The following is a 24,239-nucleotide window of genomic DNA, read 5'->3' on the forward strand; positions in this document are numbered from 1 at the left end:
GCCTGCATCGAATATCCCGCCTGGCTGCCGCGGCTTCCGTTGGCAGCATCATCGACCGGGTCCATAATGACGTCTGGGGCTGTCGCAACGGAAGAGATTCCTCATGCTGTTCGTCGAGGCCAATGGCGCAAGGATTCCGGCGATCGGTCTCGGAACCTGGGAGCTGAGCGGAAGGCCGGCCGCGCGCGTGGTCGAGCAGGCGCTACGGTTCGGCTATCGCCATATCGACACCGCGCAGGTCTACGACAATGAGCGCGAGGTCGGCGACGGTTTGCGCGCCTCCGGCGTGCGCCGCGACGACGTATTCCTCACCACCAAGGTCTGGACCAACCATTTCGCACCCCATGATCTCGAACGCTCGGTGAAGGAGAGCCTCGCTCGCCTGCGGCTTCCCTCGGTCGATCTGTTGTTGCTGCACTGGCCCAATCCTCATGTGCCGCTCGCGGAGACGCTGGGCGCGCTGTCGCATGCGAAGACGATGGGCCTGACCCGCCACATCGGCGTCTCCAATTTCACCGTGGCACTGATCGAGCAGGCGGTCGCGCTGTCGGCGGAGCCGCTGGTCTGCAACCAGGTCGAGTATCACCCCTATCTCGATCAGGCGAAGGTACGGGCGGCCTGCGACCAGAATGGCGTTGCCCTCGTCGCCTACAGCCCGATCGCCAAGGGCCGCATCAAGTCCGACCAGACGCTGGCCGAGATCGGTCGCGTCCACCGCAAGACGGCGGCGCAGGTCTGCCTGCGCTGGCTGGTGCAGCAGAATGTCGCTGCGATCCCGCGCACCTCGCGCATCGAGCGCCTGTCGGAGAACATCGAGATCTTCGATTTCGAGCTGTCGGAAGACGAGATGGACCAGATCGCCGCGCTCGCCAATCCGAAGGGACGCCTGACCGACTTTGGCTTCGCCCCGAAATGGGATTGAGAGGGACCCGGGGTATGCTAGGACCGCGGGGGCAACCCAAGATCGGTCGATGGAACTGGGGAAGATCATACGGACGGACATTGCCGCCTCGGCAATCGCCCATCTGACGCTGGTGGCGCTGATCATCGTGATCAGCGAGGTCCGTCCGTTTCATAGCCAGCCGCCCGAAACCGTCGCGGTCGACATCGTCACGCCGGAGCAGGTGAAGCAGGAGGAAACCAAGGCCGAGGAGAAGAAGGAAGAGGCGAAGCCGCCAGAGCCGCTCCCCGATCTGAAGCTGCCGAAGCCGGATATCACGGACAAGGCGGAGGCATCGAAGCCTGCGGCCAGGCCGCAGGCGGCAGCACCATCGCCATCACAGCAGGCCTCGCCTGAGCAGCAGCAGAAGCAGCCCCAGGCCTCGAAGCAGCGTGAGGCCAACGCGCAGCCGCCGCCGCCGGCCGCGCCGCCGCCGGCCTATCAGACGCCGCAACCGGACGTCACCATCAAGTACGGGGTCATGCTGGGCTTGCCGCCCGAATTGCCGGTCGAGCCGAAAGGCGCCAAGGATGACGGCGGCGATGCAAACGATTCGATCGCTGCGAAGCTTCCGCCCGAGGTCATCGCGGAGCTTCGCCGTCACTTGCGCGGCTGCGCCAAGCTTCCGGCCGGCGTCGCACCGACCGACAACGTTCATGTCAAGCTGCGCACCGTGTTCGCCACCGACGGCACGCTGGCGCGCGAGCCCATCCTGATCCAGGCGCCGCCGTCCGCCAAGGGCGTGGCCATCGTCAAGTCCGCAACGAGCGCGCTGCAGAACTGCCAACCCTACAAGATGTTGCCGGCCAATCTGTACGGGGAATGGAAGGTGCTGGATCTGCCGTTCAGCCCGAAGGATTTCGGCGGATAGCGCGTCGTCGTGTAGTCGTGTAGCCCGGATGGAGCAAAGCGTAATCCGGGGCTGCTCGCCCGGCAGCTCGAATTGTCCCGGATTACGCTCGCGCTCCATCCGGGCTACGAGAGCAGGGTGTTTCGCTTCTCTGTCAATCTGCCCGCATAAAAATATTCCGCTTTACCGAAATTCGGAAATGGCGTATGTATCGCCCATCCCGGCTCAATCTCGAGGGGCGATCATGAGGTCGTCATTGTCGCGAGCCGGGCTTGCGGTGGACGCGGCAGCGTCGTGTACGAGAGCTGAGGGCAGGGCGGATTGCTCTCCGTGAGCCCGAGGCTTCGTACGGACGAGCGGCGCTGTCAGGTTCGTCGCGCCGGCATTTCGATGGCAACGTGCACAACGCCGTCGAACCCTGCGGCGCCAACGAACCGCGCGTACGGCAAAACCGTGTGGTCCTGGCCGTCGTTGCTACGGCCAAGCTCTGGCGAATGCGGCCCTCGCGTTAACCGGCGCGGTGCCGGCGACTTTCGCGGGAGCGAGGGAGGCCAGAGGGAACTCGGCTCCCGGGAGAGCGCGGCATAAGCCGTCCGACCATCGCGCAGGGAAGGCCGTGTGTTGGGCTTCACCTGTATGCTGCTGTGCGGTTCTTCCTGCGTGTGCTCTAGCGCAGCGGACCGCGGGTGCCGCCGGCACCCGGCCTTCCCTGCGCCCTCTTGCATCTGAGGGCGGCGAGACGAAGCAAAGCTCGGGCGAAGCAGCCGCGAGATCGCGAAGGCATGTCTGTGATCCGATCTCGTGCCCCGGACGCAGCGCAGCGTCCCCCCGGCGATGCGAAGCATCGTCCGGTTCGACGATGCGCTGCAGAGCAGGGGCCCATGCCTCCGAGCAATCCGTGTGGCGCTGGGTCCCGGCTCTGCGCCGCAACGCTTCACGCGTTGCAGCTTGTCCGGGACACGTGGCTCAATGCCCTCGCTTCATCCCCTCACCACCATCCACCGCCCCCGGTGCCATCGCGGCCCAGGCGCTGGACGCGAACTGGCGGCGCCAGGTCACGACCACGACCGCTGCCGTGGTCACGAACAGCACCCAGGGGCTGACGAACCAGCCGAGATAGCCGAGCGCGAAGAAGAAGGCACGCTGGCCGCGGTTGAAGTGGCGGCCGGCGGATTCGAACAGGCGGGAGGTGCGGATGACGTGGGCTTCGGCCTCGGGGGTGTCGCGCTGTGAGGCCGGCGGCATATCGCCGAACAGGATCGCGACATAGTTGACAGGCGATAGGCCCAAGCGAATTTGAAGAAGGCGTAGACGCAGATCAGCACGAGGCCGACGCATTTCAGCTCCCACAAAGCGGGCGAGCAACGATTGATTGGCGGCAGGCGATGGCGCTAAAAAGCGGCTGCAACTGCAGGACTAAACGAAGGACCAGTGACATGGCTGCGCTGAAACTCGCGATCGGCAACAAGAACTACTCGTCATGGTCGATGCGGCCCTGGCTCGCGCTCCGCGCCAACGACATCCCGTTCGTGGAGACGCTGATCCCGCTCTACACCGACGATCCCGCCGACAAGGCGCAGATCCTGTCCTTCAGCCGCGCCGGCAAGGTGCCCGTGCTGGTCGACGGCGACGTCACCGTGTGGGATTCGCTTGCCATCATCGAGTACGTCGCCGAGCGCTATCCGGAAGCGAAGCTCTGGCCTGACGACGTCGCCGCGCGCGCGCATGCCAGGTCGGTATGCGCCGAAATGCATTCCGGCTTTGTGGCGCTGCGCAACGAATGCGGCATGAACCTGCATCGGCCGATCCGCGCCGTGGCGCTGTCGGCGGATGCCAAGGCGAACATCGCGCGCATCGAGGAGATCTGGCGCGAGTGCCGCACCCGCTATGGCGCACAGGGACCGTTCCTGTTCGGCCGCTTCGGTGCGGCGGACGCCATGTATGCCCCCGTCGTGCACCGCTTCCGCACCTACGCGATCGAGGTGGCGCCGGACACCAGGGCCTACATGGAGACCATGATGGCGCTGCCGGCGTTCCAGGAATGGACCCGGGATGGACTGGCCGAAACGCTCGTCATCGCCAAGTTCGAGGACGCCTGAGCGGCAGTCCGACCGGTGCCGGCCGGAGGCGGGGGCGCCAGCCGATCGGGAGGAGGGTGCGACAGGCCTGCGACATGTCGGCGGAATAAGCAGCTCCGCCGGTATCATCGCCCCACCGGCTGTCCCGTTATCATCCTGAAATAACTGCAAAAATTGTGCGCGGGCCATGCCGGCATGGCGCTGGCCAAAAGCATCGGACGCGTGCTATACAGCCGCCCGGGTTTCCGGCCGGCCCTCGCAGTGGGACACTGGGCGAGGCGGGCGCTGTTTGAGTAATGGAGAGGGTGTTGAAGCACAAATTCCCCGTGGGAACGCGCGTCCTATTCACGGCCAGCAATGTCGCGCGTCCGGCTGCGAGCGGCGCGTATGAGGTCATCCGTCTGCTCCCGACCGAAGGCGACGACTGCCAGTATCGGATCAAAAGCTCGACCGAAGCCTTCGAGCGCGTCGCCAAGGAAAGCCAGCTCGCGCTCTCCTGAAGGCCGACGCCGTCAGTGCATAGGCGCCTCCCGGGAATTGTACTCTGCCGCCGTCAAAAGGCCCGCTTCACCTTCACAAGGGTGGGCGGGGGCAGTTGCCGACTCGCGGTGCTCGCTTGACCATCCGCTCTTTGCTCGCGTGAGGGGACGTCGCGCATGAACTGGGCATGGGCCACTTCGCTCGACCAAATCTGGCTCTCGCCGGCCTTCCCGATTTGGATGACGCTGGCGGCTGCCGGATTCTTCGGATTGATTCTGCTGATCACGCTGTTGCGCGCCGACAGATCGGTCGCGAACGGCGCGCTAACCGTCATTACCCTGCTATCCATCGCGATCGCCGGCGCAGCCACGGTGCGTCTCTATGGACCGGACGCGCCGTCCGCTCCGGCCGAGGCGCGCGCGCAGGCTGTGGTGAGCGCGAGTCTGCCTGCGCTGTCCTGTCTCGACGATCTCGCCGGCGATGCCGTTGGCGCCGGCTGCGAGAAGGCGCTGTTCGGCACGCCTGACGCTGCGGCCGCGGCGGTCTCCTACACCGCCGCCAGGATCGACCGCCTGACCGCGCTCGGCGATGTCGCCACGGCGGAGAAAAGCCTGACCCTCGACATGAAGGTGCTGCGCAAGTCGCTCGAGCGGGATCGTTACGGTCTCGTTGCACATGTGCTGGTGGCGCGTGACGGCTGCACGCAGTTCGATTGCGCCGCGTTCCGCTCGCTGACCGACCAGCAGCAGGTTGCCGCCAACATGGACTCCCATCTCTACGAGACCCTGGTCGCGCGCTATGCGCCGACCTGGAACGCGCCCGCAGCAGCCGCAGCGGCGATGCCCGCCAACGCCGCGCTCGCCGGGCTGCCGCCGTCAATGCCGACGGGCAGGCCGACCAATGCCGAGTTCCCGAGCGCGTCCTCGACGCCGCCGGTGAGCATCATGAATCCGGAGCCCACGGCGGCGACGCGCCAGGCCGCGCCGGCCGCAAATGCGGCGGCAGCACCGCGTGCGCCGGCCGCGGCCTCCGCACAGGCCGCAGCGCCTCCGGCATCGAGCCCGCCGGCTGCGAAGAAGCCGCCGCCCCAAAAGGCTGCGCGTGCGCCTGCGGCGCCGGTTCCGCTCGCGCCGCCGCCGGCCTCGACCGCCGCGCCCGCGCCTGCGGATAACGAGTAGATCGGCATTCCAAATGCTGGGTTGCCCGGCTAATGCTTGGGCATGCCACTCCATCTGATCAAGCTCGCCGTCGGCTGCGACTCCGTCAAGGAATTGAAGGAGTGGGTGGCCGAACGGATGCAGACCGCCAAGAAGAAGGGTCTGCCGCAACATCACATCCACATCACGCGCATGGTGCCCAAGCGCGACGCCGAGATCCTCGCCGGCGGCTCGCTCTACTGGGTGATCAAGGGCGAGATCGCCGCGCGCGAAAAGATCATCGGCATCGAGCCGTTCCGCGACAAGGACGGCATCGGGCGCTGCCGGATCGTGATGCAGCCGAAAGTGATCTCGGTCTCGCCGCGGCCGATGCGCCCGTTCCAGGGCTGGCGCTATCTGACCGACGATTCCGTGCCGGCCGATCTCGGCAAGTCAGCGGCCGGCTCGATTGCGGCGATGCCGGAGCCGATGCGGCGCGAGCTGCGTGACCTCGGACTGCTCTAAACAGCCATATTGTCGATCAGCCGGGTGGTGCCGAGCTTGGCCGCGACCAGGATCCGCAAGGGGCCGTCCTTGCGCGAGGTGACCGGTGCCAGCGTCTCGGCATGGCGGACCTCGTAATAGTCGAGCACCAAGCCGGCCGCCTTGATCATCTCCGCACCGCCGGCCATCGCCGGCGCGATCGAATCGCCGGCACGGATGCGCCCAGCGCTCTCTCTCATGGCGCGGTAGAGGACAATGGCGGTCTGGCGCTCCTCGGGCGAGAGGTAGACGTTGCGCGAGGACATCGCGAGTCCGTCGCGCTCGCGCACGGTGCGGGAGCCGATCACCTTGACGCCGAGGTCGAGGTCGCGCGCCATCTGCGTCACCACCCGCAATTGCTGGAAATCCTTTTCGCCGAAGATTGCGACATCCGGCCGGACTTGCGTGAACAGCTTGCCGACGACCGTGGTGACACCGCCGAAGAAGTGCGGGCGGAAGCGGTCCTCGAGGCCGGCGAGCGCCGGCCCCTCCGGCACGATGCGGGTGGCAAAGCCCTCCGGATACATGGCCGCGACGCCCGGGTGCCAGACGATATCGACGTCCTCGGCCGCGAGCTTGGCGATGTCGGCCTTCCAGGTGCGCGGATAGGCGCCGAAATCCTCGGTCGGAGCGAACTGGGTCGGGTTGACGAAGATCGACACCACGACGCGGCTGGCGCGCCGCTTGGCGAGGCGAACCAGCGACACATGCCCGTCATGGAGCGCCCCCATGGTCGGGACCAGCGCGATCGTGGCTTTTCGCTTGCGGAGATTGTCGACGGCGCGTCGCAGGGCAGGGACCGTGCGGGCGATCAATGGACTTGCTGACATCTGGACTCGACGATTGGGAAGCGGCGCAGGTGCGGGCGTCGCGCCCGGCGGCTAACCTTAACAAGCGGAGATCGTGGACGCCATGCATCCGGATGCGGCACAGCATCCCGCAATCACTGACGAAAGACGGCGCCGCGATTCATCGCGAGGAATAGCGCATTGCAATTTGCATTTCCTGTCACGCATTTCACTTGACCGCTGACGCGGTCAACTCGAAGATATTCGCAAGGGGTGTTGAGGATCGCCATGCTTGTGCAGGCTAGCCAAGGCCAATCCGGCTCGGCGCACGTGGTCGTGCTCGGCAACGAGAAGGGCGGCTCCGGCAAATCGACCACCGCCCTGCACATCGCCGTTGCACTTTTGAAGGCCGGCCAGCGCGTTGCCACCATCGACCTCGACTGCCGCCAGCAGAGCTTCACGCGCTACATCGGCAACCGGTCCGCCTGGGCGCAACGTACCAAGCTCGACCTCGAGCTTCCGGTGCATCGCTGCATCAAGCTCGGCGAGACCATGCAGATCGCCGAGAACGAGAATTCCGAGTTCCAGCAGTTCATGGAAGCCGTCTCCGCGGTCGAGAGCAGCTTCGACTTCATCGTCATCGATACGCCCGGCACCGACAGCTATCTGATGCGGCTCGCGCATTCGATGGCCGACACCCTGGTCACGCCGATCAACGACAGCTTCCTCGATTTCGACGTGCTCGGCACCGTCGATCCCGCGACTTACGCGGTGACGGGCGAGAGCCACTACGCCGAGATGGTGCGTGACGTCAGGCGCAAACGACGTCAGCTCGACGGCGCGACCACCGACTGGATCGTCGTGCGCAACCGCCTGTCCATGCTCGGCTCGCGCAACAAGCAGCTTGTCGCCGAGGGCCTAAAGGATCTGTCGCTGCGGCTCGGCTTCCGCTACGTCGACGGCTTCGCCGAGCGCGTCGTCTACCGCGAATTCTTCCCGCGCGGCCTGACCGCCCTCGACGATATCGACGAGGCCACGCTCGGCATGCGGCCCAATCTCGGCCATCTCACTGCGCGGGAGGAGGTGACGAGCCTGCTCCGCCAGCTCAAGCTCCCGCTCGACGAGCGCGGCCGCCGCCGCGCGGCCAACCGGGCCGAGTGGTTCAGCCAGGTCGACAAGCCGCTCGAGGTCCACGATATCCTCGGCGCCTGACCTCGCGGTATAATGCTACTCCCGGCCGATCCGGGCCTTCGGCTGGCGCGGGAACCGGGACTGCGCCGCGCGCGTTTTCACCCTGCGTTTACCGCGAGTCGAACCCGATCAAGACCGGTTGCGTCGAATAGGGACCTGCACCCTCACGTAGCGGTATGAGAATGGGGTGCTCACCGAACGAGTGCAACGCACAATGAAAGGGCTGCCGATTCACAACATTTAGCCTTCCTGTCACGCTGCTGTGACATATATTAGGGAATAGGCGACAAGGGGACGAAGAGCCCCGGAGAACACGATTTTCAACAGGGATTCAGGCCGCTTAGGCCTGAGGCTGAGGACGAAAATGAAGCGTGGAATTGCCGTTCTGGTTTCGGTCAGTGCCCTCTGCGGCATCGCCTATTTCACGGCGAGCAAGTGGGCGATCAAGCACGAGACCATCACATTCTACGATGCCTCGCGCGATAACCGTCCGGTGCCTGTTTCAATCGCGGTGCGCCGCGACAAGGAAATGCAGGCCAATGCCGGCATGATCAAGCTGCCCGTCGCGGTGATCAATCACGGCAACACCGTCAAGAACACCGAATACGGCTTCCTCGCCAACATCTTCGCTGCGCGCGGCTACATGGTCATGAGCCCGCAGCACGATCTGCCGACTGATCCTCCGATGGTCACCAAGCCCGGCGAGCTCTATGTCGGCCGGCTGCCGCAGATCCTGCGCGGCGTCGCCAACATCCATCTCGCCGTGCACGAGATGAAGAAGGTTCAGCCCAACGCCGATTACGACAAGGTTACGATGGTCGGCCATTCCATGGGCGGCGACATCACCATGTACTTCGCCAAGCAGTATCCGGATGAGGTCAAGAAGGTCGTCACCCTCGACAATCTGCGCGTGCCCTTCGTCACCGCGGGCAAGTTCAAGATCCTGTCGTTCCGCTCCCAGGATCCGCAGTTCAAGGCCGACGCTGGCGTGATTCCGACCGACGAGGAATGCGAGCAGGCAGGCATTCAGGTCGTGAAGACCGAGTTCCAGCACAACGACATGCGCGATACCGGTCCGGATGTGGCGAAAAGCTCGATCCAGAGCATGCTCGACAAGTTCCTGAGCGCGACCGACAGCGAGATCGCACCGGTCGACACGCAGTCCGCCCCGCCCAAGATCCTCGAGCCGGGCCCGGTTGCCCTGATGGCTCCTGCCAAGAGCTGACGTCCAAGAGCTTACCGAGCTGACGTCGTCGCAAGGCTGCATCAATTGGCAAAGCCTCCGCCGGCGCGCGCCTGCGGAGGCTTTGCGCATTGACCGGGCCGCATGCGCTGACCACATTAGCTGTTGACGCAAGGTGTAGCTGCGATGTCGGGCGAACCCATCAAACCGCGCGGCCGCGATACCGTCTCGGCGCGAGCAGACGGCGTGCTGCCGCAAGCGCAAACCTCGACCTCGGAAGACATCGCCGCGTTCGTTGCCAAGGCGCGGACCCTCTCGCCGCATGCCCCGGGCGCAAGGGGGCGGCTGATCTTCGCGCTGGATGCGACCATGAGCCGGCAGCCGACCTGGGACATGGCCTGCGCGCTCCAGGCCGACATGTTTCGCGAGACCGCAGCGCTCGGCAGTCTCGACATCCGGCTGGTCTATTATCGCGGCCTCAACGAGTGCCGAGCCACGGCTTGGATTTCAGACAGCGCCAGGCTGGCGACGCTGATGAGCAAGATCGATTGCCGCGGCGGCGATACCCAGATCGGCAAGGTCCTGAGCGAGGCTAGGCGCGAGGCAGTCGCATCCGGCGTGCGGGCCGTGGTCTTCGTCGGCGATGCCATGGAGGAAGACATCGACGAGCTCTGCGCCAAGGCCGGCGAGCTCGGCATGCTCAAGGTGCCCGTATTCGTCTTTCAGGAGGGCCATGACGCGGTCGCCGAACAGGCCTTCCGCGAGATGGCGCGGCTGACTGGCGGTGCCTGGTGCCGGTTCGATCCCGGTGCGGCAGCGCAGCTGCGCGAGCTGTTGCGGGCAGCTGCGGCCTATGCCGCGGGTGGACGTGAGGCGCTGTTGAAGCTGGCTGGAAGCGTGAGTGGCGCGGCGAAGCTGATCAGCCAGATGAAATAGCGGCCCGGCCGGTGCGGCTTGCGGCGCTGGGCGCCATGCTTTTTGACAACAGCACGACTATATTCCGGCCATGACCCTGATCGCCGGCGCTGTCGCCGTTATCACGCTGTACCTGCTGCTCCAGATGTTCCGCTCCGCCAATCCAGCGGTGCTGGCGCGCACCCTCAAGTTCGGCGGCGGCGTGCTGGCGCTGGTGGTTGCGGCCTTCACCGGCTTGCGCGGCGAGCTGGCGGTTGCGATCCCGCTCGGAATTTTCGGCGCGGGCCTGCTCGGCTGGACACCACTCGCGAATGCCGGCTTCGGCAATGTCGGCGGGCTGTTCGGCGGCGGTGCGACGCGCCCGTCCGGGCAGGCCTCGCGGGTGCGCTCGCAATTCCTGGACATGCGGCTCGACCACGATTCCGGCCAGCTTTCTGGCCAGATCGTTGCGGGGCCTCATGCCGGGCGCAATCTCGACGAATTCGATCTCGCCGGCTTGCTCGCGATGGTCCCGACGTTCGACGCCGAGAGCGTGGCCCTACTTGAAAGCTATCTGGACCGCCGGTTTCCCGCTTGGCGTCAGAACGCGCAGGGCGATACGGCAGGGCGGCAGCGCCGCACGGCGGCGAGCAGCAAAATGACGGCGGAGGAAGCCTATCAGATCCTTGGCTTGCAGCCGGGAGCGGGGCGCGACGACATCAGCCGGGCCCACAAATCCCTGATGAAGAAACTCCATCCCGACCAGGGGGGCTCGACGTATCTCGCTGCCCGGGTAAACGAGGCCAAGGATACTCTGCTTCGCACGCATAACGGCTAACTCCGGCACCAACGCTACAAACGCCCGTACCGCGTGAGCTCCGTTTGCTCTGTCTGCCGTCGCCCGCCCTTGTCGGCGTGGTCGATCCCCTTGAGCAAAGTTTTAACCGTAAATCCTTGACGAGAGGTTGTCGTGGAACAGCCTTGTCCGGAACAGCCTGCGCATCACCGCCTCACCAAAACGAAAATGCCCGCGCAAGGCGCGGGCATTTGGTCTGGAGCGGAGAAGAAAATCAGTTGCGAACGGTGATGCAGGAGATCTCGGCACGTTTCAAGGTGCGGCAGACGGCTTCGGCCTGATCGCGCTCGAGCCCGGCGAAGCGGGCGCGGTAAAGCTTGCGATTGTCCTTGGCGACGACCGGCTCGGTGAACGGGTCCGCCTTGCTGAGCAGGCCGCGGGCCGAGTTGCGGGCCGCGTCGATGCGCTGCTGAGCTTCGTTCTCGCTCTCGAGCGCACCGACCTGGACGATCCAGCCGCTGTGGATGACGGCGGGCTTGGTGGTGGCGCTCATCTGGATCGGCTGCGGCGCCGGGTCGGCCGAGGCGAGCTTGGGTGCGGCGGGAGCCGGTGCGGCGGCGGTTGCGGCCGGCAGCACGCCAAGGATGCCGTTGCCGGTACCGAAGCCCGCCGGCTGCCGCGGCAGTTCGGTGCGGGCCATCTCGGCCTTCGGCGCTTCGGGCTGGCTCACCGCCTCCGGCTTGTTGATGAGATCTGCCCTGGCGACGACGGCACCGGAGGTTTCCGCGACGTCGGAGCGGTGCGGGACGGTGCTGGTGACCGGCGGCGCAACGACCTGGACACCACCCTGGGCGGGAGCCGCGGAGGCGACCTTCACGGCGCCGGCCTTGACCTGAACGGTCTTGACCCGAACCGGCTTCATCGGCTCGGACGAGCCGGGGATGATGGAGAGCGGCTGGCTCGAGATCACGCCATTGGTGAGCGGCGCCGGCTCCACCTTGGACTCCGTCGGCCGAGCTTCGGGTTTGGAGTGAGCGGGCGGCATCGCCGCAGTCGCTGCGGCCAGCGTCGACAGACGCGCGGCGAGGCGCGAAGGGGCGGCTTCAGGAGCAGGGGCCGCCGCGGCCTGGACCGGCAGGGCGGGCCGTGCCGGCATATCCGAGGCATCGGCGACATCGGTGTTGGCTTCAGTGCCGTTGCGCTCCGTGACCGCAGCGACGGTGCGGACGGTCGCACCCTTGTCGAGGTTCTCCGCGAGCAGGTTGCGCATGATGGCGTCGCGCGAGCCACCGCTGCGGCCGCCGAGCACCACGCCGATCAGGTGGCGGTTGCCGCGGCGGATCGAACTGACGAGGTTGAAGCCGGAGGCGCGGGTGTAGCCCGTCTTGATGCCGTCCACGCCTTCGACACTGCCGAGCAGGCGATTGTGGTTGCGGATCGACTGTCCGCGCCAATTGAACGTCGAGGTCGCGAAATAGCGATAGTAGCGGGGGAAGCGCTCCTGAATGGCGCGACCCAGCGTGGCCTGGTCGCGCGCGGTCGTGACCTGCTCGTCGTTGGGCAGGCCGTTGGCATTGCGGTAAACCGTCCTGGACATGCCGAGCGAGCGCGCCTTGCGCGTCATCATCCGGGCGAAGTCGTCCTCGTCACCGGCGATCGCTTCCGCGATCACCACGGCTGCGTCGTTGGCCGAACGGGTGACGAGGCCCTTGATCGCGTCCTCGACGCGAATGGTCTGGCCGGCACGCAGATTCAGCTTGGTCGGATCCTGGTCGGCGGCGTGCTTGGACACCGGCATCTCGGTGTCGAGCTTCATCTTGCCGGATTCGAGGCGCTCGAACAGCAGATAGAGCGTCATGATCTTGGTCAGCGAGGCCGGGTGGCGGATCGCGTCAGGGCTCGTCGCCTGGAGCACTGCGCCGGAATTGCCGTCGATGATGATGGACGCGAATTTCGAGCTGGAGCTCTCGGACACGTCGTGCTGCACCCGGTGGTGCGCGTAATGTCGACGATGGCGCCGCGCCTCGGCTGCGTCGACGGTGAAGATGACTGCGGTGGTGACCGTAAGAAGCCCGAAAACGCCAACCCGCGCCCAGCGCGAGGCAGACAAGTTTTTACGAAGCATGGAACCCCGTCCCCGTTTCTGACTTGATCACCGGCTCGTGAGGCGAAATTGTGCCCGACGGACCCGGGATCATTACCTGCTCAGGCTGTCCCTCCGCTGGTTGTTGGCCGCGGGGGACGTTGGACCCGAGCCGCTGTTCTGGCTAAGGTGATGTTCTCAAACGGCTTTTGGCCGCTCGCGGAAGTGACCACGTCCAGGGAATCAAAGTAGGGTGGCCCGGTTTCCAAAAGCTTAAGGAACCCTTGCGGGAAACCCCGGGAATCTCTGCGATTTGCGCCGGATTTGTGCGCCGCACAAGATTCTTGACTTTGTTGTGCGTTGCACTAATTTTGGGCGGAGTCAGGGAGCCGGGGCTTCCCGACGCGAGCCAGGGAAAAGGATTCCGAAATGTTCAAGGTTGAAGACTTCCAGAGCTACGGGAAAGAGCAGTTCGAGCAGTGCGTTGCCTCCGCGACCTCGGTGCAGCACGGCCTCCAGGCGATCGCCAGCGCCTATGGCGACTACACGAAGAAGTCGTTCGAAGACACCAAGTCCTTCGTCGAGAAGCTTTCCGGCGTGAAGTCGCTGGACAAGGCGATGGAAGTGCAGACCGATTTTGCCCGTTCCGCCTACGAAACCTTCGTCGCGGAATCGCAGAAGATCGCCGGCCTCTACAACGACCTCGCCAAGCAGGCGTTCAAGCCGGTCGAGACCATCGTGTCGAAGTTCACCCCGGCCGCTCAGTAACGTCTCGAGACATCCTGGAATCGAAAAGCCCGGCTGAACCAGCCGGGCTTTTTGTTGGGGAGCGATGCGACCGTCAGCGTGCGACGCGCAGCTTCGACAGCGAAGTGCCGATATCCTTGAACACCGAGACCGTCTGGCTCGCCGAAGTGACCAGATAGAACTTGTCGCTGCCGCTGGCGCAATATTGCAGCACGCTCGAGGTCGGATCGCCGCCGGTGTTCACCTGCACCGTATAGATCGTGATGTTGTTGGGCTGGGCCTTGGCGTTGTCGCAGAGGACCTTCTGGCGAGCGTCGATCTGCGAAGCACCGCTGTACCAGCGGTTTTGCGTGTTGAGACCGTCGGAGAGCAGGACGATCGCATCCTTGTAGGTGTAGTTCGTGTCCTTGGCCGGGGCATTCATGGGGTCGCCCATCGACAGCGTCATCCAGCCCCAGGCAAGGCCGATGCCCTGGTTGGTGTTGCCGGTCGGAACCAGCTTGTCGATCAGAGATTTGAGCGAGGTCCAATCGTAACTGAGCGGCATGACCGGCTGGATGTAGGCCGAATTGCTGGAGTTGCAGTAGGAATATTGCTCGGCCGGGAAAAGCGTAGCCGAATTGCTGCTCACTGGAGTCGTGTTCTTGGTGTCATAGTCCTGGTCACGATCGGTGACGCACCCGTTCCACGTGTTGTGGTTCCTCGGTGTCCAAATCTTGCCGTTGTTAACGCAGGTCCACTGTCTCGTGTAGGAAGTGTTGCTACAGGTCCCGTTCACGGCCTCCCAGTCGGACCAATCGATCCAGCTCTTCGTGTAGTTGCTGCTGCCGACGTTGACGTCCTTGGCGAACGGCACGATCGAGATGTAGACGTCGCCGTTGGTCTTCGCGAGCGCGCTGAGCTGGTCGACCAGGTTCTTCGCGGCCGTTTTCATCGCCGGCATCTTGTCGTCGTACGCCATCGATCCCGTGACGTCGAGCACCAAGGCCACGCGCATGCGCGTTAGGCCCCAGGCGCTGGTGGATGAGGTGCCGACGTCGAGGGTCGGGAAGCCGGCGATCTTCATGAAACTCGTCGTGTAGGTGCCGGTTCCGGTCAGCTGGATCGTCGAGCCGATACTGGTGCTCGCGTTGTAGGTGGCGCCGACGCTGACCGAGGGCAGGGTCTTGGTGTCCGTGAACAGGGCGTTGAAATAGGATTGGGCCTTGGTGGAGATCTGAGACGTCGAGATGGTGCCGGCGGACAGGTCCCGTGACAGCATCAGCGCGGTGGAATCGAGGGCCGACTGCATCGCGGTGCGCGCCTGGGCCGCGCGGCTATAGTCGATCGCCGCGCCGACGAAGCTCAGCACTGGAACGAGCGCAATGGCGAAGATCACTGCGATATTGCCTTGCTCGGCCGCTGCGAGACGGGCGAGTTGTCGACCAAGGCGGCTGACGAGGGGCAGACCAGACATGACGATCCCCGAATTCTGTGTTTTGCCCGATTTCGCGCCATGCCATTGAATGGCAGGTAAATTGGACCGTAGAAAAACGGAACGTTTTGCGGAAAACCGTCGCAGCCGGGTTAACGGCCGGGTTCCTGGTCAACACGTTCTAAACCTGCCGCGCGGAAATTTTTGTCAAATCGCTCCGGATTGATTAACCTGATCAGGATCGCCCGGACCGGGAATCGGGACTGCTGCGACCGCATGGGCTGAACCCCCGCGTGCTTGCGGCGGGCCGGGGGCAGGGCCATATTGCTGGCGAGCGATCCGGCCTCGACCGCATTTGCCGGGAGCGGCGATCCAAGGCGGCGCGCCTGCGCCAGGCTCCGAAGGGCGGGGTCGCGCGGTGACCGCCATTCGCTTCCGTGGGGAATTTGAACGCCTGTGCCATGCTGCAATTGACTTCCAGCCTCGATCTGTCCGCGCCAGCCGCTGCCGACGCGCCTCGCATGAGCAATGACGACAACCGTTCGGGTACTCCCTCGGGTCCGAGCACGTCGGTCATCACCAAGGTCAAGCCCAAGACCAAGCGGCCGAACCTGTATCGCGTGCTGATCCTCAACGACGACTACACGCCGATGGAGTTCGTCGTTCACGTGCTGGAGAAGTTCTTCAACAAGGACATCGAAGCCGCGACCAAGATCATGCTGCACGTCCATCATCACGGGATCGGGGAGTGCGGCGTGTTCACCTACGAGATCGCCGAGACCAAGGTGACGCAGGTGATGGATTTCGCCCGCAAGCACCAGCACCCGCTGCAATGCGTGATGGAAAAGAAGTAAGACGGCTTGCGGCGCATTTGAAGCCGGCTCTTGTACAAGCCGCAGTGTGATTGTCGCGTAGCGGCTGCGCGCGGTGGGCTGCAGCCGGCAAAACTACGGAATTCTGCGCCGGCGCCGATCCCGCCCAAATCGGAACGGGTTTTGCATCGAAAATGCCGCAAGTGTGTCGCCGCCGAGTCGCGGAACCGGTCTTTCGCCGCGGTCTTGTATAACTATATGTGACAAAGGTTGTTGTTGCCTGACCGGGCGATGACGATCATGATGGTGGGGGCCATAGAGGACGCGAATGCCGACTTTTTCCCAAAGCCTTGAACAATCCCTGCATCGTGCGCTGGCGATCGCAAATGAGCGTCATCACCAATACGCGACGCTCGAGCATCTCTTGCTCTCCTTGATCGACGACTCCGATGCAGCCGCCGTCATGCGCGCCTGTAGCGTCGATCTCGACAAGCTCCGTACGAGCCTCGTCAATTATCTTGAGACCGAATTCGAGAACCTGGTGACGGATGGCGCCGACGACGCCAAGCCGACCGCCGGTTTCCAGCGCGTGATCCAGCGCGCGGTGATCCATGTGCAGTCGTCCGGTCGCGAAGAGGTGACCGGCGCCAACGTGCTGATCGCGATCTTCGCCGAACGCGAGAGCCACGCCGCGTATTTCCTGCAGGAGCAGGACATGACGCGTTACGACGCCGTCAACTACATCAGCCACGGCATTGCCAAGCGGCCGGGCGTCTCCGAGGCGCGGCCGGTGCGCGGCGTCGACGAGGAGACCGAGACCAAGGGTAACGAGGACGCCAAGAAGAAGGGCGAGGCGCTCGAGACCTATTGCGTCAACCTCAACAAGAAGGCGCGCGACGGCAAGATCGATCCGGTGATCGGACGCAATTCCGAAATCAACCGCGCGATCCAGGTGCTGTGCCGCCGGCAGAAGAACAATCCGCTGTTCGTCGGTGAAGCCGGCGTCGGCAAGACCGCGATCGCAGAGGGCCTCGCCAAGCGCATCGTCGACAGCGAAGTGCCGGAGGTGCTGGCGGCCGCGACCGTGTTCTCGCTGGACATGGGCACGCTGCTTGCCGGCACGCGCTATCGCGGCGACTTCGAGGAGCGCCTGAAGCAGGTGCTCAAGGAGCTTGAGGCGCATCCCAACGCCATCCTGTTCATCGACGAAATCCACACCGTGATCGGTGCGGGCGCGACGTCGGGCGGGGCGATGGACGCCTCGAACCTGCTCAAGCCGGCGCTGGCCTCGGGCACGATCCGTTGCATGGGCTCGACCACCTACAAGGAATATCGCCAGCACTTCGAGAAGGACCGCGCGCTGGTGCGGCGCTTCCAGAAGATCGACATCAACGAGCCGACGGTCGAGGACGCCATCGCGATCCTCAAGGGCCTCAAGCCGTACTTCGAGGATTATCACCGGCTGAAGTACACCAATGAGGCGATCGAGGCGGCGGTGCAGCTCTCCTCGCGCTACATCCACGACCGCAAGCTGCCCGACAAGGCGATCGACGTGATCGACGAGTCCGGCGCGGCGCAGATGTTGGTCGCCGAGAACAAGCGCAAGAAGACCATCGGCATCAAGGAGATCGAGACCACGATCGCCTCGATGGCGCGGATTCCGCCGAAGAGCGTGTCGAAGGACGACGCCGAGGTACTCAAGCATCTCGAGCAGACCCTGAAGCGCACCGTGTTCGGGCAGGACAAGGCGATCGAATCGCTCGCCGCCTCGATCAAGCTGGCGCGCGCCGGCCTGCGCGAGCCGGAGAAGCCGATCGGCTGCTACCTGTTCTCTGGCCCCACCGGCGTCGGCAAGACGGAAGTGGCAAAACAGCTCGCGGCGACGCTCGGCGTCGAGCTGCTGCGCTTCGACATGTCCGAGTACATGGAGCGGCATACCGTATCGCGCCTGATCGGTGCGCCTCCCGGCTATGTCGGCTTCGACCAGGGCGGCCTGCTGACCGACGGCGTCGACCAGCATCCGCATTGCGTGGTGCTGCTCGACGAAATCGAGAAGGCGCATCCCGACCTCTACAACGTGCTGCTCCAGATCATGGACCACGGCCGGCTCACCGATCACAACGGCAAGCAGGTCAACTTCCGCAACGTGATCCTGATCATGACCACGAATGCCGGTGCGGCGGATCTCGCCAAGCAGGCGTTCGGCTTCACCCGGTCGAAGCGGGAAGGCGACGATCACGAGGCGATCAACCGGCAGTTCGCGCCGGAATTCCGCAACCGTCTCGATGCCATCGTCTCGTTCGGCCATCTCAGCGTCGAGGTCATCGGCACCGTGGTCGAGAAGTTCGTGCTTCAGCTCGAGGCGCAGCTCGGCGACCGCGACGTGACCATCGAGCTGTCCGAGCCGGCGAAGGCCTGGCTGGTCCAGCACGGCTACGACGAGCAGATGGGCGCACGTCCCATGGCGCGCGTGATCCAGGAGCACATCAAGAAGCCGCTTGCCGACGAGGTGCTGTTCGGCAAGCTCAAGGGTGGCGGCCACGTTCGCGTCGTCCTTGTCAAGGACGAGGCCGACGAGACCAAGGAGAAGATCGGCTTCGAATTCGTCGAGGGCCCGGTCACGCCGAAGCAGGAGAAGCTGCCCGGCACCCGCAAGCGCCCGCCGGGCAAATCCAAGCCGGGTGGCCCCGGCGGCTCGAAGGGGCCGACCTCCAAGGGGCCGCTGGTCAAGGTTTGATCGGCACGTGATGAAATCGAAAAGGCCGGCTGCAAAGCCGGCCTTTTTGTTTGCACCGATGTCTGCGCGAGGAGGCCTTACGTTCCGGCCTGCGGTTCGCGCGGCGGCCGCGGCTTTCTCGGTGCGCGCGGTGCTGCGTGCGGGACCGACGGCTGCATCGTCACGATGACCGGATTCGGCTTGTGATCGGTCGCGGCTCCGGTCGCTGCGTCGACGCCCATGCCGACGATACCGCCCAACAGGAGATTGCCCGCAAAACCCGCGGCTCCGCCCGTCTGGACGTCCCGGCTGAGCGGAACGATTTGCGGCTGATAGCCTTCCTTCTGGAAGGTGATCGAGATGTCGGCGTTCCGCTTGACGGCCACGGAGCAAGGGGTCGTGCAGGTGGTCGGAACGTCCATTCCGCTGACGACGGCTTCCACGCCTGATGGTGTCGATGAAATGCTGATATTCTCCGTCGTACCGCGCGTGACCGACGCGCAGCCGCCCAGCATGACGCTGAGCGCCACAATTCCAAATGAACGCATGAAATGCCCCTTGTCCCACCGCCACTATGCGCAACCGGGGCGGGAGGGCAATAGGCCATTGCTCCGAATAGTTAAGCCACGCGGAGGTTGTGCACGACTACGCGCGAACCGGGTCGGGTCCGGCTATTCACCCCGCAGGCGCTGATCGTCTTGCACGCGGACGTGCTCGGCACCGCGCGCGCCGGCTGTGGAAAGCCGCAGCATGCTCAGCATCGCGCCGCACAGCGCAAATCCAACGCCGACAAGGAGCGCCAGCCTGGTCCCCTCAAGAGGATACCGTCCGAGCAACAGCGCCACCAGCGCCGCTCCGGTGGTCTGGCCGAGCAGGCGCGCCGTCCCCAGCATGCCGCTGGCGCCGCCGGCGCGCTCGCGCGGGGCGGCTGCGATCATGGTGCGGTTATTGGGGGTCTGGAACAGACCGAAGCCGGCGCCGGCGAGCGCCATCCGCCAGATCACGTCGAGCGGCGTTGGCGTCGCCGGCAGGAAGGCGAGCGCGCCAAGGCCGCAGGCGAATAGCGTGAGCCCAATACCGCCGAGCAGGCCGGCCGGATAATGCTCGACCAGGCGGCCGGCGAGAGGGGCCGCAAACGCCAATGCGATCGGCCATGGCGTGATCAACAGGCCCATATGCACGGCCGAATAGCCGAAGCGGCTCTGGAGATAGAAGGGGATCGCGACGAAGGCCAGCATCTGCCCGCAGAACGATGCGATCGAGGTCGCAATCGACAGCGCGAAAACGGGGATGCGCAGCAGGTCGATCGGCAAGAGCGGCGAGGTCATGTGAGTCTCGCGATAGATCAGCAGCGCACCCGCGGCGATCGCGATGACGAATTGCACGAGACAAGTGATCGCGGCCTCGCCATGACCGACGTTGTCGACCGCCGCGATGCCGACGCCGAACGTGATCGCCGACAGCCCTGCACTCTGCCAGTCGAAGGAGCGGCTCGCGGGCTTGGTGTGCGGCAGGCTGCGCAGGCCCAGCACCAGCGTCACCACGCCGAGCGGCACGTTGATCGCGAACAACCAGGGCCAGCTTCCGACCGCGAGGATGCCGGCGGCGAGTGTCGGGCCGATCGCGGCCGAGAAGGCGACGACGAGCGCGTTGAGCCCGATGCCGCGGCCGAGCAGGCTGCGCGGATAGGTGAAACGCACCAGCGCGGCGTTGACGCTCATGATGCCGGCCGCGCCAAAGCCCTGGAGGATGCGCGCGATCGTCAGCAGCGGCAGCGTGTGGGCCAGCGCACAGAAGGCCGAGGCCAGCGTGAACAGCGCCAACCCGACCAGATAGACGCGGCGATAGCCGACGATCTCGCCGAGCGAAGCCAGCGGCAGCAGCGAGATCGTGATCGCGAGCTGGTAGCCGCTGACGATCCAGATCGACAAGGCCGGGGTCGCATCGAGATCGGCCGCGATCGTCGGCAGCGCCACATTGACGATGGTGCTGTCGACCACCGCCATGACGATGCCGAGCGCAATGGTCAGCACCGCCTGATTGCGTTGCGGCTGCGGCAGGCCGTCGGCATGCTCAATGGTGACTGTCGACATCGTGAGCGGCGTATCGTTGGCGAATCGGACTCGGCCACATGCCAAGTATTGCGCCAACAGGGCAGGGCCGCGATAGTTCCGGAACCGGCCGCCAGCGCGCCGGCTTACCCAGCGCGCTTGATGCAGCTGTCCTACACCGCCGATGGATTGCGGTCGCTGAAGGTCACGCGCTGGTGCCAGTAGGGATAGGGCAGCGTCACCGTGCTCGCGGCATCGAGCTTTGCGACCTGGTCCTTGGTCAAGGACCAGCCAACCGCGCCGAGGTTTTCGCGCAGCTGGGTCTCGTTGCGTGCGCCGATGATCAGCGTCGAGACCGTCGGACGCTGCAGCAGCCAGTTCAGCGCGATCTGCGAGACGCTCTTGCCGGTCTCCTTCGCGATCTCGTCGATCGCATCGACGACACGGTAGACGTGCTCGTCCGAGACGGGCGGTCCGAATTCGGCCGTCTTGGGCAGGCGGCTGACTTCCGGTTTCGGCTGACCGCGGCGGATCTTTCCGGTGAGGCGCCCCCAGCCGAGCGGCGACCAGACCACGGCGCCCAACCCCTGGTCGAGGCCGAGCGGCATCAACTCCCATTCGTAGTCGCGCCCGATCAGGGAATAGTAGGTCTGGTTGGCGACGTAGCGCGGAAAACCGTGCTTGTCGGCGACGCCGAGCGACTTCATCAGGTGCCAGCCCGAGAAATTCGAGACGCCGACATAACGGATCTTGCCGGCGCGCACGAGCACGTCGAGAGTCGAGAGCACCTCTTCGGACGGCGTGAAGGCGTCGAAGCCGTGGAGCTGGAAAAGATCGATATAATCGGTGCCGAGCCGGCTCAACGAACCGTCGATGGCTTTGAGCAGGTGCTCACGCGACGAGCCGATATCGTTGGGACCGTCGCCAAAGCGGAAGGTCGCCTTGGTCGAGATCAGGACCTTGTCGCGGCGACCCTTGATGGCCTCACCGAGCACCCGCTCGGACTCGCCGAGCGAATAGACATTCGCGGTGTCGAACATCGACACGCCGGCCTCGAGGCAGATGTCCAGAAGACGCCGCGCCTCGGTCGCGTCCGTCGTGCCCCATGCCGCAAGGCGGCCGACGCCGCCGAACGTGCCCGTTCCCAGGCTCAAGGCAGGCACCATAAGGCCGGACCGGCCCAAGCGTCGGTATTCCATCGGAATGCTCCCTGGCTGGCCGCTAATGATCGTGGCGGCCTTGGCGGCCGAAGATACTGCAAGCAGGCGCCGTGTCCTATCACCTGCTCACATACCGGCCCTGCTCGGCATGACCTGATCGTGCAGATGACAGCCTGCTGGAATGCACCTCAATGCCGCAGCTGACTCTGCCTGAAGTCGCGCGGCGACATCCCGAAATGCTCGCGGAAGACGCGGCCGAAATGCGAGAGGTCGTTGAAGCCCCAGGCGAAGGCGATCTCGCTGATGTGGCGATGGGCGAGCAGAGGTGAGGCGAGATCTCTCCGACATCGGGCGAGGCGTTCGGCAAGGACATGACGCTGGAAGGAGGTGTCCTCGTCTGCGAGAAGATCGTTGACATAGCGCGGCGAGATGCCGAGCGCGGCTGCGGTCTCAGCGACCGAGAGATCGGGATCGGCGAGGTGCGCGCGGATGTGCGCCTTCACTCGGTAGAGCAGGGCCGAGCGGTGGGTCGAGGACGGCAGCGGTGACTTGCCGAGCCGCTCGCTCAATGCCATCGCAAGCAGATCAACTGCCTGCTCCGACAGCGCCGTGGCCGTATCCGGAGCCAAGCTATCCGCATTCTGGCAGAGCCGGACAATGAAATCATAGGCGAGCCGCTCGAGCGGTGCGTCGGCGCCAAATGACATTGCTGTCAGCGTCTCGGTGCCGCCGAGCCGCCGCTGCAGCATCTCGCGTGGGACCTTGAAGATGGTCTGCGTAAAACTGTCGTTGAACTTCAGCTCGTACGGGCGCGTCGTGTCGTAGAGCGCGAACTCGCCGGGGTGGATCACGGTCTCGCGGCCGTCCTGTACAACGCCACCGTTGCCGCGATTGCCGAGTGCGACTAGGACGAAACCCTGATCCGAGCGCGCGATGCGCGACGGTGTGCGGAAGACGTGCTGGCGGTCCGAGCAGACCTCGGAGCACACGGCCTTGCCGAGCGAGGCCTGCGTGACCGAGCCATGAAAGGCGCTGCCGAGGTCGGACTTGCAGTCGAGCCCGACGAAGACGTCGCAGACGATGTCCTGCCAGAGCGCGAGCCGCCGGTAGCCGGGACTGCCGTCTGTCGTGAACTGGATTGGCATCAGGACAGCCTCCCTTTCACATCCTGCAAAACCGCATGTTGGCGCAGATCGAGCCTGACCGGAGGCAAATTCCGTACCGGGCGATCCCTTCCAGTCGAGTTTTTGTTCCGCCGTGGTCGAGCGCCTGGCCGCCCAGCTTGGCCAAATAGACTGCATCGGACGTGGCTTGCGATCAACCGGCAATGGAGGCGGCAATGGGCATCGAACATCCGAAATACAAGGTTGCGGTGGTGCAGGCGGCACCGGCCTGGCTCGATCTCGACGCCTCGATCGACAAGTCGATCGCGCTGATCGGGGAGGCCGCGGAAAAGGGCGCCAAGCTGATCGCCTTTCCTGAAGCTTTCATCCCCGGCTACCCCTGGCACATCTGGCTGGACTCCCCGGCCTGGGCGATCGGGCGGGGCTTCGTGCAGCGCTATTTCGACAATTCGCTGTCCTATGACAGCTCGCAGGCCGAACGCCTGCGCGAGGCCGTGCGCAAGGCAAGGCTCACCGCCGTGGTCGGCCTGTCCGAGCGCGACGGCGGCAGCCTCTACCTCGCGCAATGGCTGATCGGCCCTGATGGCGAGACCATTGCAAAGCGCCGCAAGCTGCGGCCGACCCATGCCGAGCGCACGGTCTATGGCGAAGGCGACGGCAGCGACCTCGCCGTGCATGCGCGGCCCGACATCGGCCGGCTCGGCGCATTGTGCTGCTGGGAGCATCTGCAGCCGCTGTCGAAATACGCGATGTACGCTCAGAACGAGCAGGTCCATGTCGCGGCCTGGCCGAGCTTCTCGCTCTACGATCCCTTCGCGCCGGCATTAGGGGCCGAGGTCAACAACGCGGCTTCGCGCGTCTATGCGGTGGAAGGCTCCTGCTTCGTGCTCGCGCCTTGCGCCACCGTCTCGCAGGCCATGATCGACGAGCTCTGCGACCGGCCGGACAAGAATGCGCTGTTGCATGCGGGCGGCGGCTTTGCGGCCATCTACGGCCCCGACGGCAGTCAGATCGGGGAGAAGCTGGCGCCCGATCAGGAGGGCCTGCTGATCGCCGAGATCGATCTCGGCGCCATTGGCGTTGCCAAGAATGCTGCCGATCCCGCCGGACATTATTCGCGGCCCGACGTCACACGGCTGCTCCTCAACAAGAAGCGGTACCAGCGGGTCGAGCAGTTCGCGCTGCCGGTCGACACTGTCGAGCCTATGGACATTGCGGCGGCGGCAAGCTGAACGCGGCGATCACGGGGAGGG

At 64.9% G+C, this 24,239-nt stretch carries 21 protein-coding genes and 1 pseudogene; 14 read left to right on the forward strand and 8 right to left on the reverse strand.

Going from position 1 to position 24,239, the window contains the following annotated elements:
- Positions 1–103: 103 nt before the first annotated feature.
- Together I6F33_RS26765 and I6F33_RS26770 are read left to right on the forward strand one after the other, a co-directional pair.
- Entirely contained in the window at positions 104–922 is an 819-nt protein-coding gene (locus tag I6F33_RS26765; protein WP_225144608.1) for an aldo/keto reductase, read from the forward strand.
- Positions 923–971: 49 nt separating this feature from the next.
- A complete protein-coding gene (locus tag I6F33_RS26770; protein WP_225144609.1) occupies positions 972–1,811 on the forward strand; it encodes a hypothetical protein in 840 nt (279 codons plus the stop codon).
- A gap of 945 nt (positions 1,812–2,756) precedes the next feature.
- Here I6F33_RS26770 and I6F33_RS26775 read toward each other — a convergent pair.
- Positions 2,757–3,151, reverse strand: a pseudogene (locus I6F33_RS26775) (DUF599 domain-containing protein); the annotation flags it as partial.
- A 75-nt stretch (positions 3,152–3,226) separates the two neighbouring features.
- Here I6F33_RS26775 and I6F33_RS26780 point away from each other — a divergent pair.
- The 4 genes from I6F33_RS26780 (at position 3,227) to I6F33_RS26795 (ending at position 6,009) form a co-directional block, all read left to right on the forward strand.
- Complete coding sequence (locus tag I6F33_RS26780) at positions 3,227–3,889, forward strand: glutathione S-transferase family protein (protein WP_036025622.1); 663 nt, start codon at positions 3,227–3,229, stop codon at positions 3,887–3,889.
- A 275-nt stretch (positions 3,890–4,164) separates the two neighbouring features.
- Positions 4,165–4,368 (forward strand): hypothetical protein, encoded by a 204-nt coding sequence (locus I6F33_RS26785; protein ID WP_085969273.1) that lies wholly within the window; start codon positions 4,165–4,167, stop codon positions 4,366–4,368.
- Between the two features lie 156 nt (positions 4,369–4,524).
- Positions 4,525–5,526, forward strand: coding sequence for a hypothetical protein (locus I6F33_RS26790; RefSeq protein WP_225144610.1), 1,002 nt, complete (start codon positions 4,525–4,527; stop codon positions 5,524–5,526).
- Between the two features lie 42 nt (positions 5,527–5,568).
- Positions 5,569–6,009: a DUF1489 family protein gene (locus I6F33_RS26795; protein WP_036015220.1), complete on the forward strand. Its 441-nt coding sequence runs from the start codon at positions 5,569–5,571 to the stop codon at positions 6,007–6,009.
- On the opposite strand, the gene panC is transcribed toward I6F33_RS26795, so the two are convergent.
- Positions 6,006–6,857: a pantoate--beta-alanine ligase gene (gene panC / locus I6F33_RS26800; protein WP_225144611.1), complete on the reverse strand. Its 852-nt coding sequence runs from the start codon at positions 6,855–6,857 to the stop codon at positions 6,006–6,008. The two genes, I6F33_RS26795 and panC, sit on opposite strands and share 4 nt — an antisense overlap.
- A gap of 246 nt (positions 6,858–7,103) precedes the next feature.
- Here panC and I6F33_RS26805 point away from each other — a divergent pair, with 246 nt between their 5' ends.
- The 4 genes from I6F33_RS26805 (at position 7,104) to I6F33_RS26820 (ending at position 10,921) form a co-directional block, all read left to right on the forward strand.
- Positions 7,104–8,027, forward strand: a complete 924-nt coding sequence (locus tag I6F33_RS26805; protein ID WP_036015216.1) for a division plane positioning ATPase MipZ — start codon at positions 7,104–7,106, stop codon at positions 8,025–8,027.
- A gap of 343 nt (positions 8,028–8,370) precedes the next feature.
- On the forward strand, positions 8,371–9,231 hold the full coding sequence (locus I6F33_RS26810) for an alpha/beta fold hydrolase (RefSeq protein ID WP_036015213.1): 861 nt from the start codon (positions 8,371–8,373) through the stop codon (positions 9,229–9,231).
- A 144-nt stretch (positions 9,232–9,375) separates the two neighbouring features.
- Complete coding sequence (locus tag I6F33_RS26815) at positions 9,376–10,125, forward strand: hypothetical protein (RefSeq protein WP_036025619.1); 750 nt, start codon at positions 9,376–9,378, stop codon at positions 10,123–10,125.
- Between the two features lie 70 nt (positions 10,126–10,195).
- A complete protein-coding gene (locus tag I6F33_RS26820; RefSeq protein ID WP_109143484.1) occupies positions 10,196–10,921 on the forward strand; it encodes a DnaJ domain-containing protein in 726 nt (241 codons plus the stop codon).
- A 232-nt stretch (positions 10,922–11,153) separates the two neighbouring features.
- Here the strand turns inward: I6F33_RS26820 and I6F33_RS26825 are convergent, their stop codons facing one another.
- A complete protein-coding gene (locus tag I6F33_RS26825; RefSeq protein WP_225144612.1) occupies positions 11,154–13,004 on the reverse strand; it encodes a D-alanyl-D-alanine carboxypeptidase in 1,851 nt (616 codons plus the stop codon).
- Between the two features lie 387 nt (positions 13,005–13,391).
- On the opposite strand from I6F33_RS26825, the gene I6F33_RS26830 reads away from it, so the two are divergent.
- A complete protein-coding gene (locus I6F33_RS26830; RefSeq protein ID WP_225144613.1) occupies positions 13,392–13,730 on the forward strand; it encodes a phasin family protein in 339 nt (112 codons plus the stop codon).
- 73 nt (positions 13,731–13,803) lie between these two features.
- Here the strand turns inward: I6F33_RS26830 and I6F33_RS26835 are convergent, their stop codons facing one another.
- On the reverse strand, positions 13,804–15,165 hold the full coding sequence (locus I6F33_RS26835; RefSeq protein WP_225144614.1) for a TadE/TadG family type IV pilus assembly protein: 1,362 nt from the start codon (positions 15,163–15,165) through the stop codon (positions 13,804–13,806).
- Between the two features lie 479 nt (positions 15,166–15,644).
- On the opposite strand from I6F33_RS26835, the gene clpS reads away from it, so the two are divergent.
- A complete protein-coding gene (gene clpS / locus I6F33_RS26840; protein ID WP_036015195.1) occupies positions 15,645–15,977 on the forward strand; it encodes an ATP-dependent Clp protease adapter ClpS in 333 nt (110 codons plus the stop codon).
- 286 nt (positions 15,978–16,263) lie between these two features.
- Positions 16,264–18,672, forward strand: a complete 2,409-nt coding sequence (clpA, locus tag I6F33_RS26845; RefSeq protein WP_036015184.1) for an ATP-dependent Clp protease ATP-binding subunit ClpA — start codon at positions 16,264–16,266, stop codon at positions 18,670–18,672.
- Positions 18,673–18,749: 77 nt separating this feature from the next.
- Here clpA and I6F33_RS26850 read toward each other — a convergent pair whose 3' ends face one another.
- From I6F33_RS26850 to I6F33_RS26865, 4 genes are all read right to left on the reverse strand, one after another.
- A complete protein-coding gene (locus I6F33_RS26850) occupies positions 18,750–19,199 on the reverse strand; it encodes a PEGA domain-containing protein (RefSeq protein ID WP_225144615.1) in 450 nt (149 codons plus the stop codon).
- Between the two features lie 123 nt (positions 19,200–19,322).
- Positions 19,323–20,744 (reverse strand): MFS transporter, encoded by a 1,422-nt coding sequence (locus I6F33_RS26855; protein WP_036025608.1) that lies wholly within the window; start codon positions 20,742–20,744, stop codon positions 19,323–19,325.
- Positions 20,745–20,875: 131 nt separating this feature from the next.
- Positions 20,876–21,901: an aldo/keto reductase gene (locus tag I6F33_RS26860; protein ID WP_225144616.1), complete on the reverse strand. Its 1,026-nt coding sequence runs from the start codon at positions 21,899–21,901 to the stop codon at positions 20,876–20,878.
- A 149-nt stretch (positions 21,902–22,050) separates the two neighbouring features.
- Positions 22,051–23,007, reverse strand: a complete 957-nt coding sequence (locus I6F33_RS26865) for a helix-turn-helix domain-containing protein (RefSeq protein WP_225144617.1) — start codon at positions 23,005–23,007, stop codon at positions 22,051–22,053.
- 194 nt (positions 23,008–23,201) lie between these two features.
- Here I6F33_RS26865 and I6F33_RS26870 point away from each other — a divergent pair, with 194 nt between their 5' ends.
- The gene (locus tag I6F33_RS26870) at positions 23,202–24,218 is read left to right on the forward strand and encodes a carbon-nitrogen hydrolase family protein (RefSeq protein ID WP_036015191.1); all 1,017 of its coding nucleotides are present in this window, start codon (positions 23,202–23,204) and stop codon (positions 24,216–24,218) included.
- Positions 24,219–24,239 lie beyond the last annotated feature (21 nt).

Source organism: Bradyrhizobium sp. BRP20 (genome assembly GCF_020194215.1).
GTDB classification, from domain to species: domain Bacteria; phylum Pseudomonadota; class Alphaproteobacteria; order Rhizobiales; family Xanthobacteraceae; genus Bradyrhizobium; species Bradyrhizobium yuanmingense.

Coding starts and splice junctions, on each gene's coding strand:
- I6F33_RS26785 (WP_085969273.1), top strand. CDS start 4,165: ATGGAGAGGGTGTTGAAGCACAAATTCCCCGTGGGAACGCGCGTCCTA.
- I6F33_RS26795 (WP_036015220.1), top strand. CDS start 5,569: ATGCCACTCCATCTGATCAAGCTCGCCGTCGGCTGCGACTCCGTCAAG.
- I6F33_RS26855 (WP_036025608.1), bottom strand. CDS start 20,744: ATGTCGACAGTCACCATTGAGCATGCCGACGGCCTGCCGCAGCCGCAA.
- panC (WP_225144611.1), bottom strand. CDS start 6,857: ATGTCAGCAAGTCCATTGATCGCCCGCACGGTCCCTGCCCTGCGACGC.
- I6F33_RS26870 (WP_036015191.1), top strand. CDS start 23,202: ATGGGCATCGAACATCCGAAATACAAGGTTGCGGTGGTGCAGGCGGCA.
- I6F33_RS26835 (WP_225144614.1), bottom strand. CDS start 15,165: ATGTCTGGTCTGCCCCTCGTCAGCCGCCTTGGTCGACAACTCGCCCGT.
- clpA (WP_036015184.1), top strand. CDS start 16,264: ATGCCGACTTTTTCCCAAAGCCTTGAACAATCCCTGCATCGTGCGCTG.
- I6F33_RS26765 (WP_225144608.1), top strand. CDS start 104: ATGCTGTTCGTCGAGGCCAATGGCGCAAGGATTCCGGCGATCGGTCTC.
- I6F33_RS26770 (WP_225144609.1), top strand. CDS start 972: ATGGAACTGGGGAAGATCATACGGACGGACATTGCCGCCTCGGCAATC.
- I6F33_RS26805 (WP_036015216.1), top strand. CDS start 7,104: ATGCTTGTGCAGGCTAGCCAAGGCCAATCCGGCTCGGCGCACGTGGTC.
- I6F33_RS26790 (WP_225144610.1), top strand. CDS start 4,525: ATGAACTGGGCATGGGCCACTTCGCTCGACCAAATCTGGCTCTCGCCG.
- clpS (WP_036015195.1), top strand. CDS start 15,645: ATGAGCAATGACGACAACCGTTCGGGTACTCCCTCGGGTCCGAGCACG.
- I6F33_RS26825 (WP_225144612.1), bottom strand. CDS start 13,004: ATGCTTCGTAAAAACTTGTCTGCCTCGCGCTGGGCGCGGGTTGGCGTT.
- I6F33_RS26780 (WP_036025622.1), top strand. CDS start 3,227: ATGGCTGCGCTGAAACTCGCGATCGGCAACAAGAACTACTCGTCATGG.
- I6F33_RS26820 (WP_109143484.1), top strand. CDS start 10,196: ATGACCCTGATCGCCGGCGCTGTCGCCGTTATCACGCTGTACCTGCTG.
- I6F33_RS26865 (WP_225144617.1), bottom strand. CDS start 23,007: ATGCCAATCCAGTTCACGACAGACGGCAGTCCCGGCTACCGGCGGCTC.
- I6F33_RS26810 (WP_036015213.1), top strand. CDS start 8,371: ATGAAGCGTGGAATTGCCGTTCTGGTTTCGGTCAGTGCCCTCTGCGGC.
- I6F33_RS26815 (WP_036025619.1), top strand. CDS start 9,376: ATGTCGGGCGAACCCATCAAACCGCGCGGCCGCGATACCGTCTCGGCG.
- I6F33_RS26850 (WP_225144615.1), bottom strand. CDS start 19,199: ATGCGTTCATTTGGAATTGTGGCGCTCAGCGTCATGCTGGGCGGCTGC.
- I6F33_RS26830 (WP_225144613.1), top strand. CDS start 13,392: ATGTTCAAGGTTGAAGACTTCCAGAGCTACGGGAAAGAGCAGTTCGAG.
- I6F33_RS26860 (WP_225144616.1), bottom strand. CDS start 21,901: ATGGAATACCGACGCTTGGGCCGGTCCGGCCTTATGGTGCCTGCCTTG.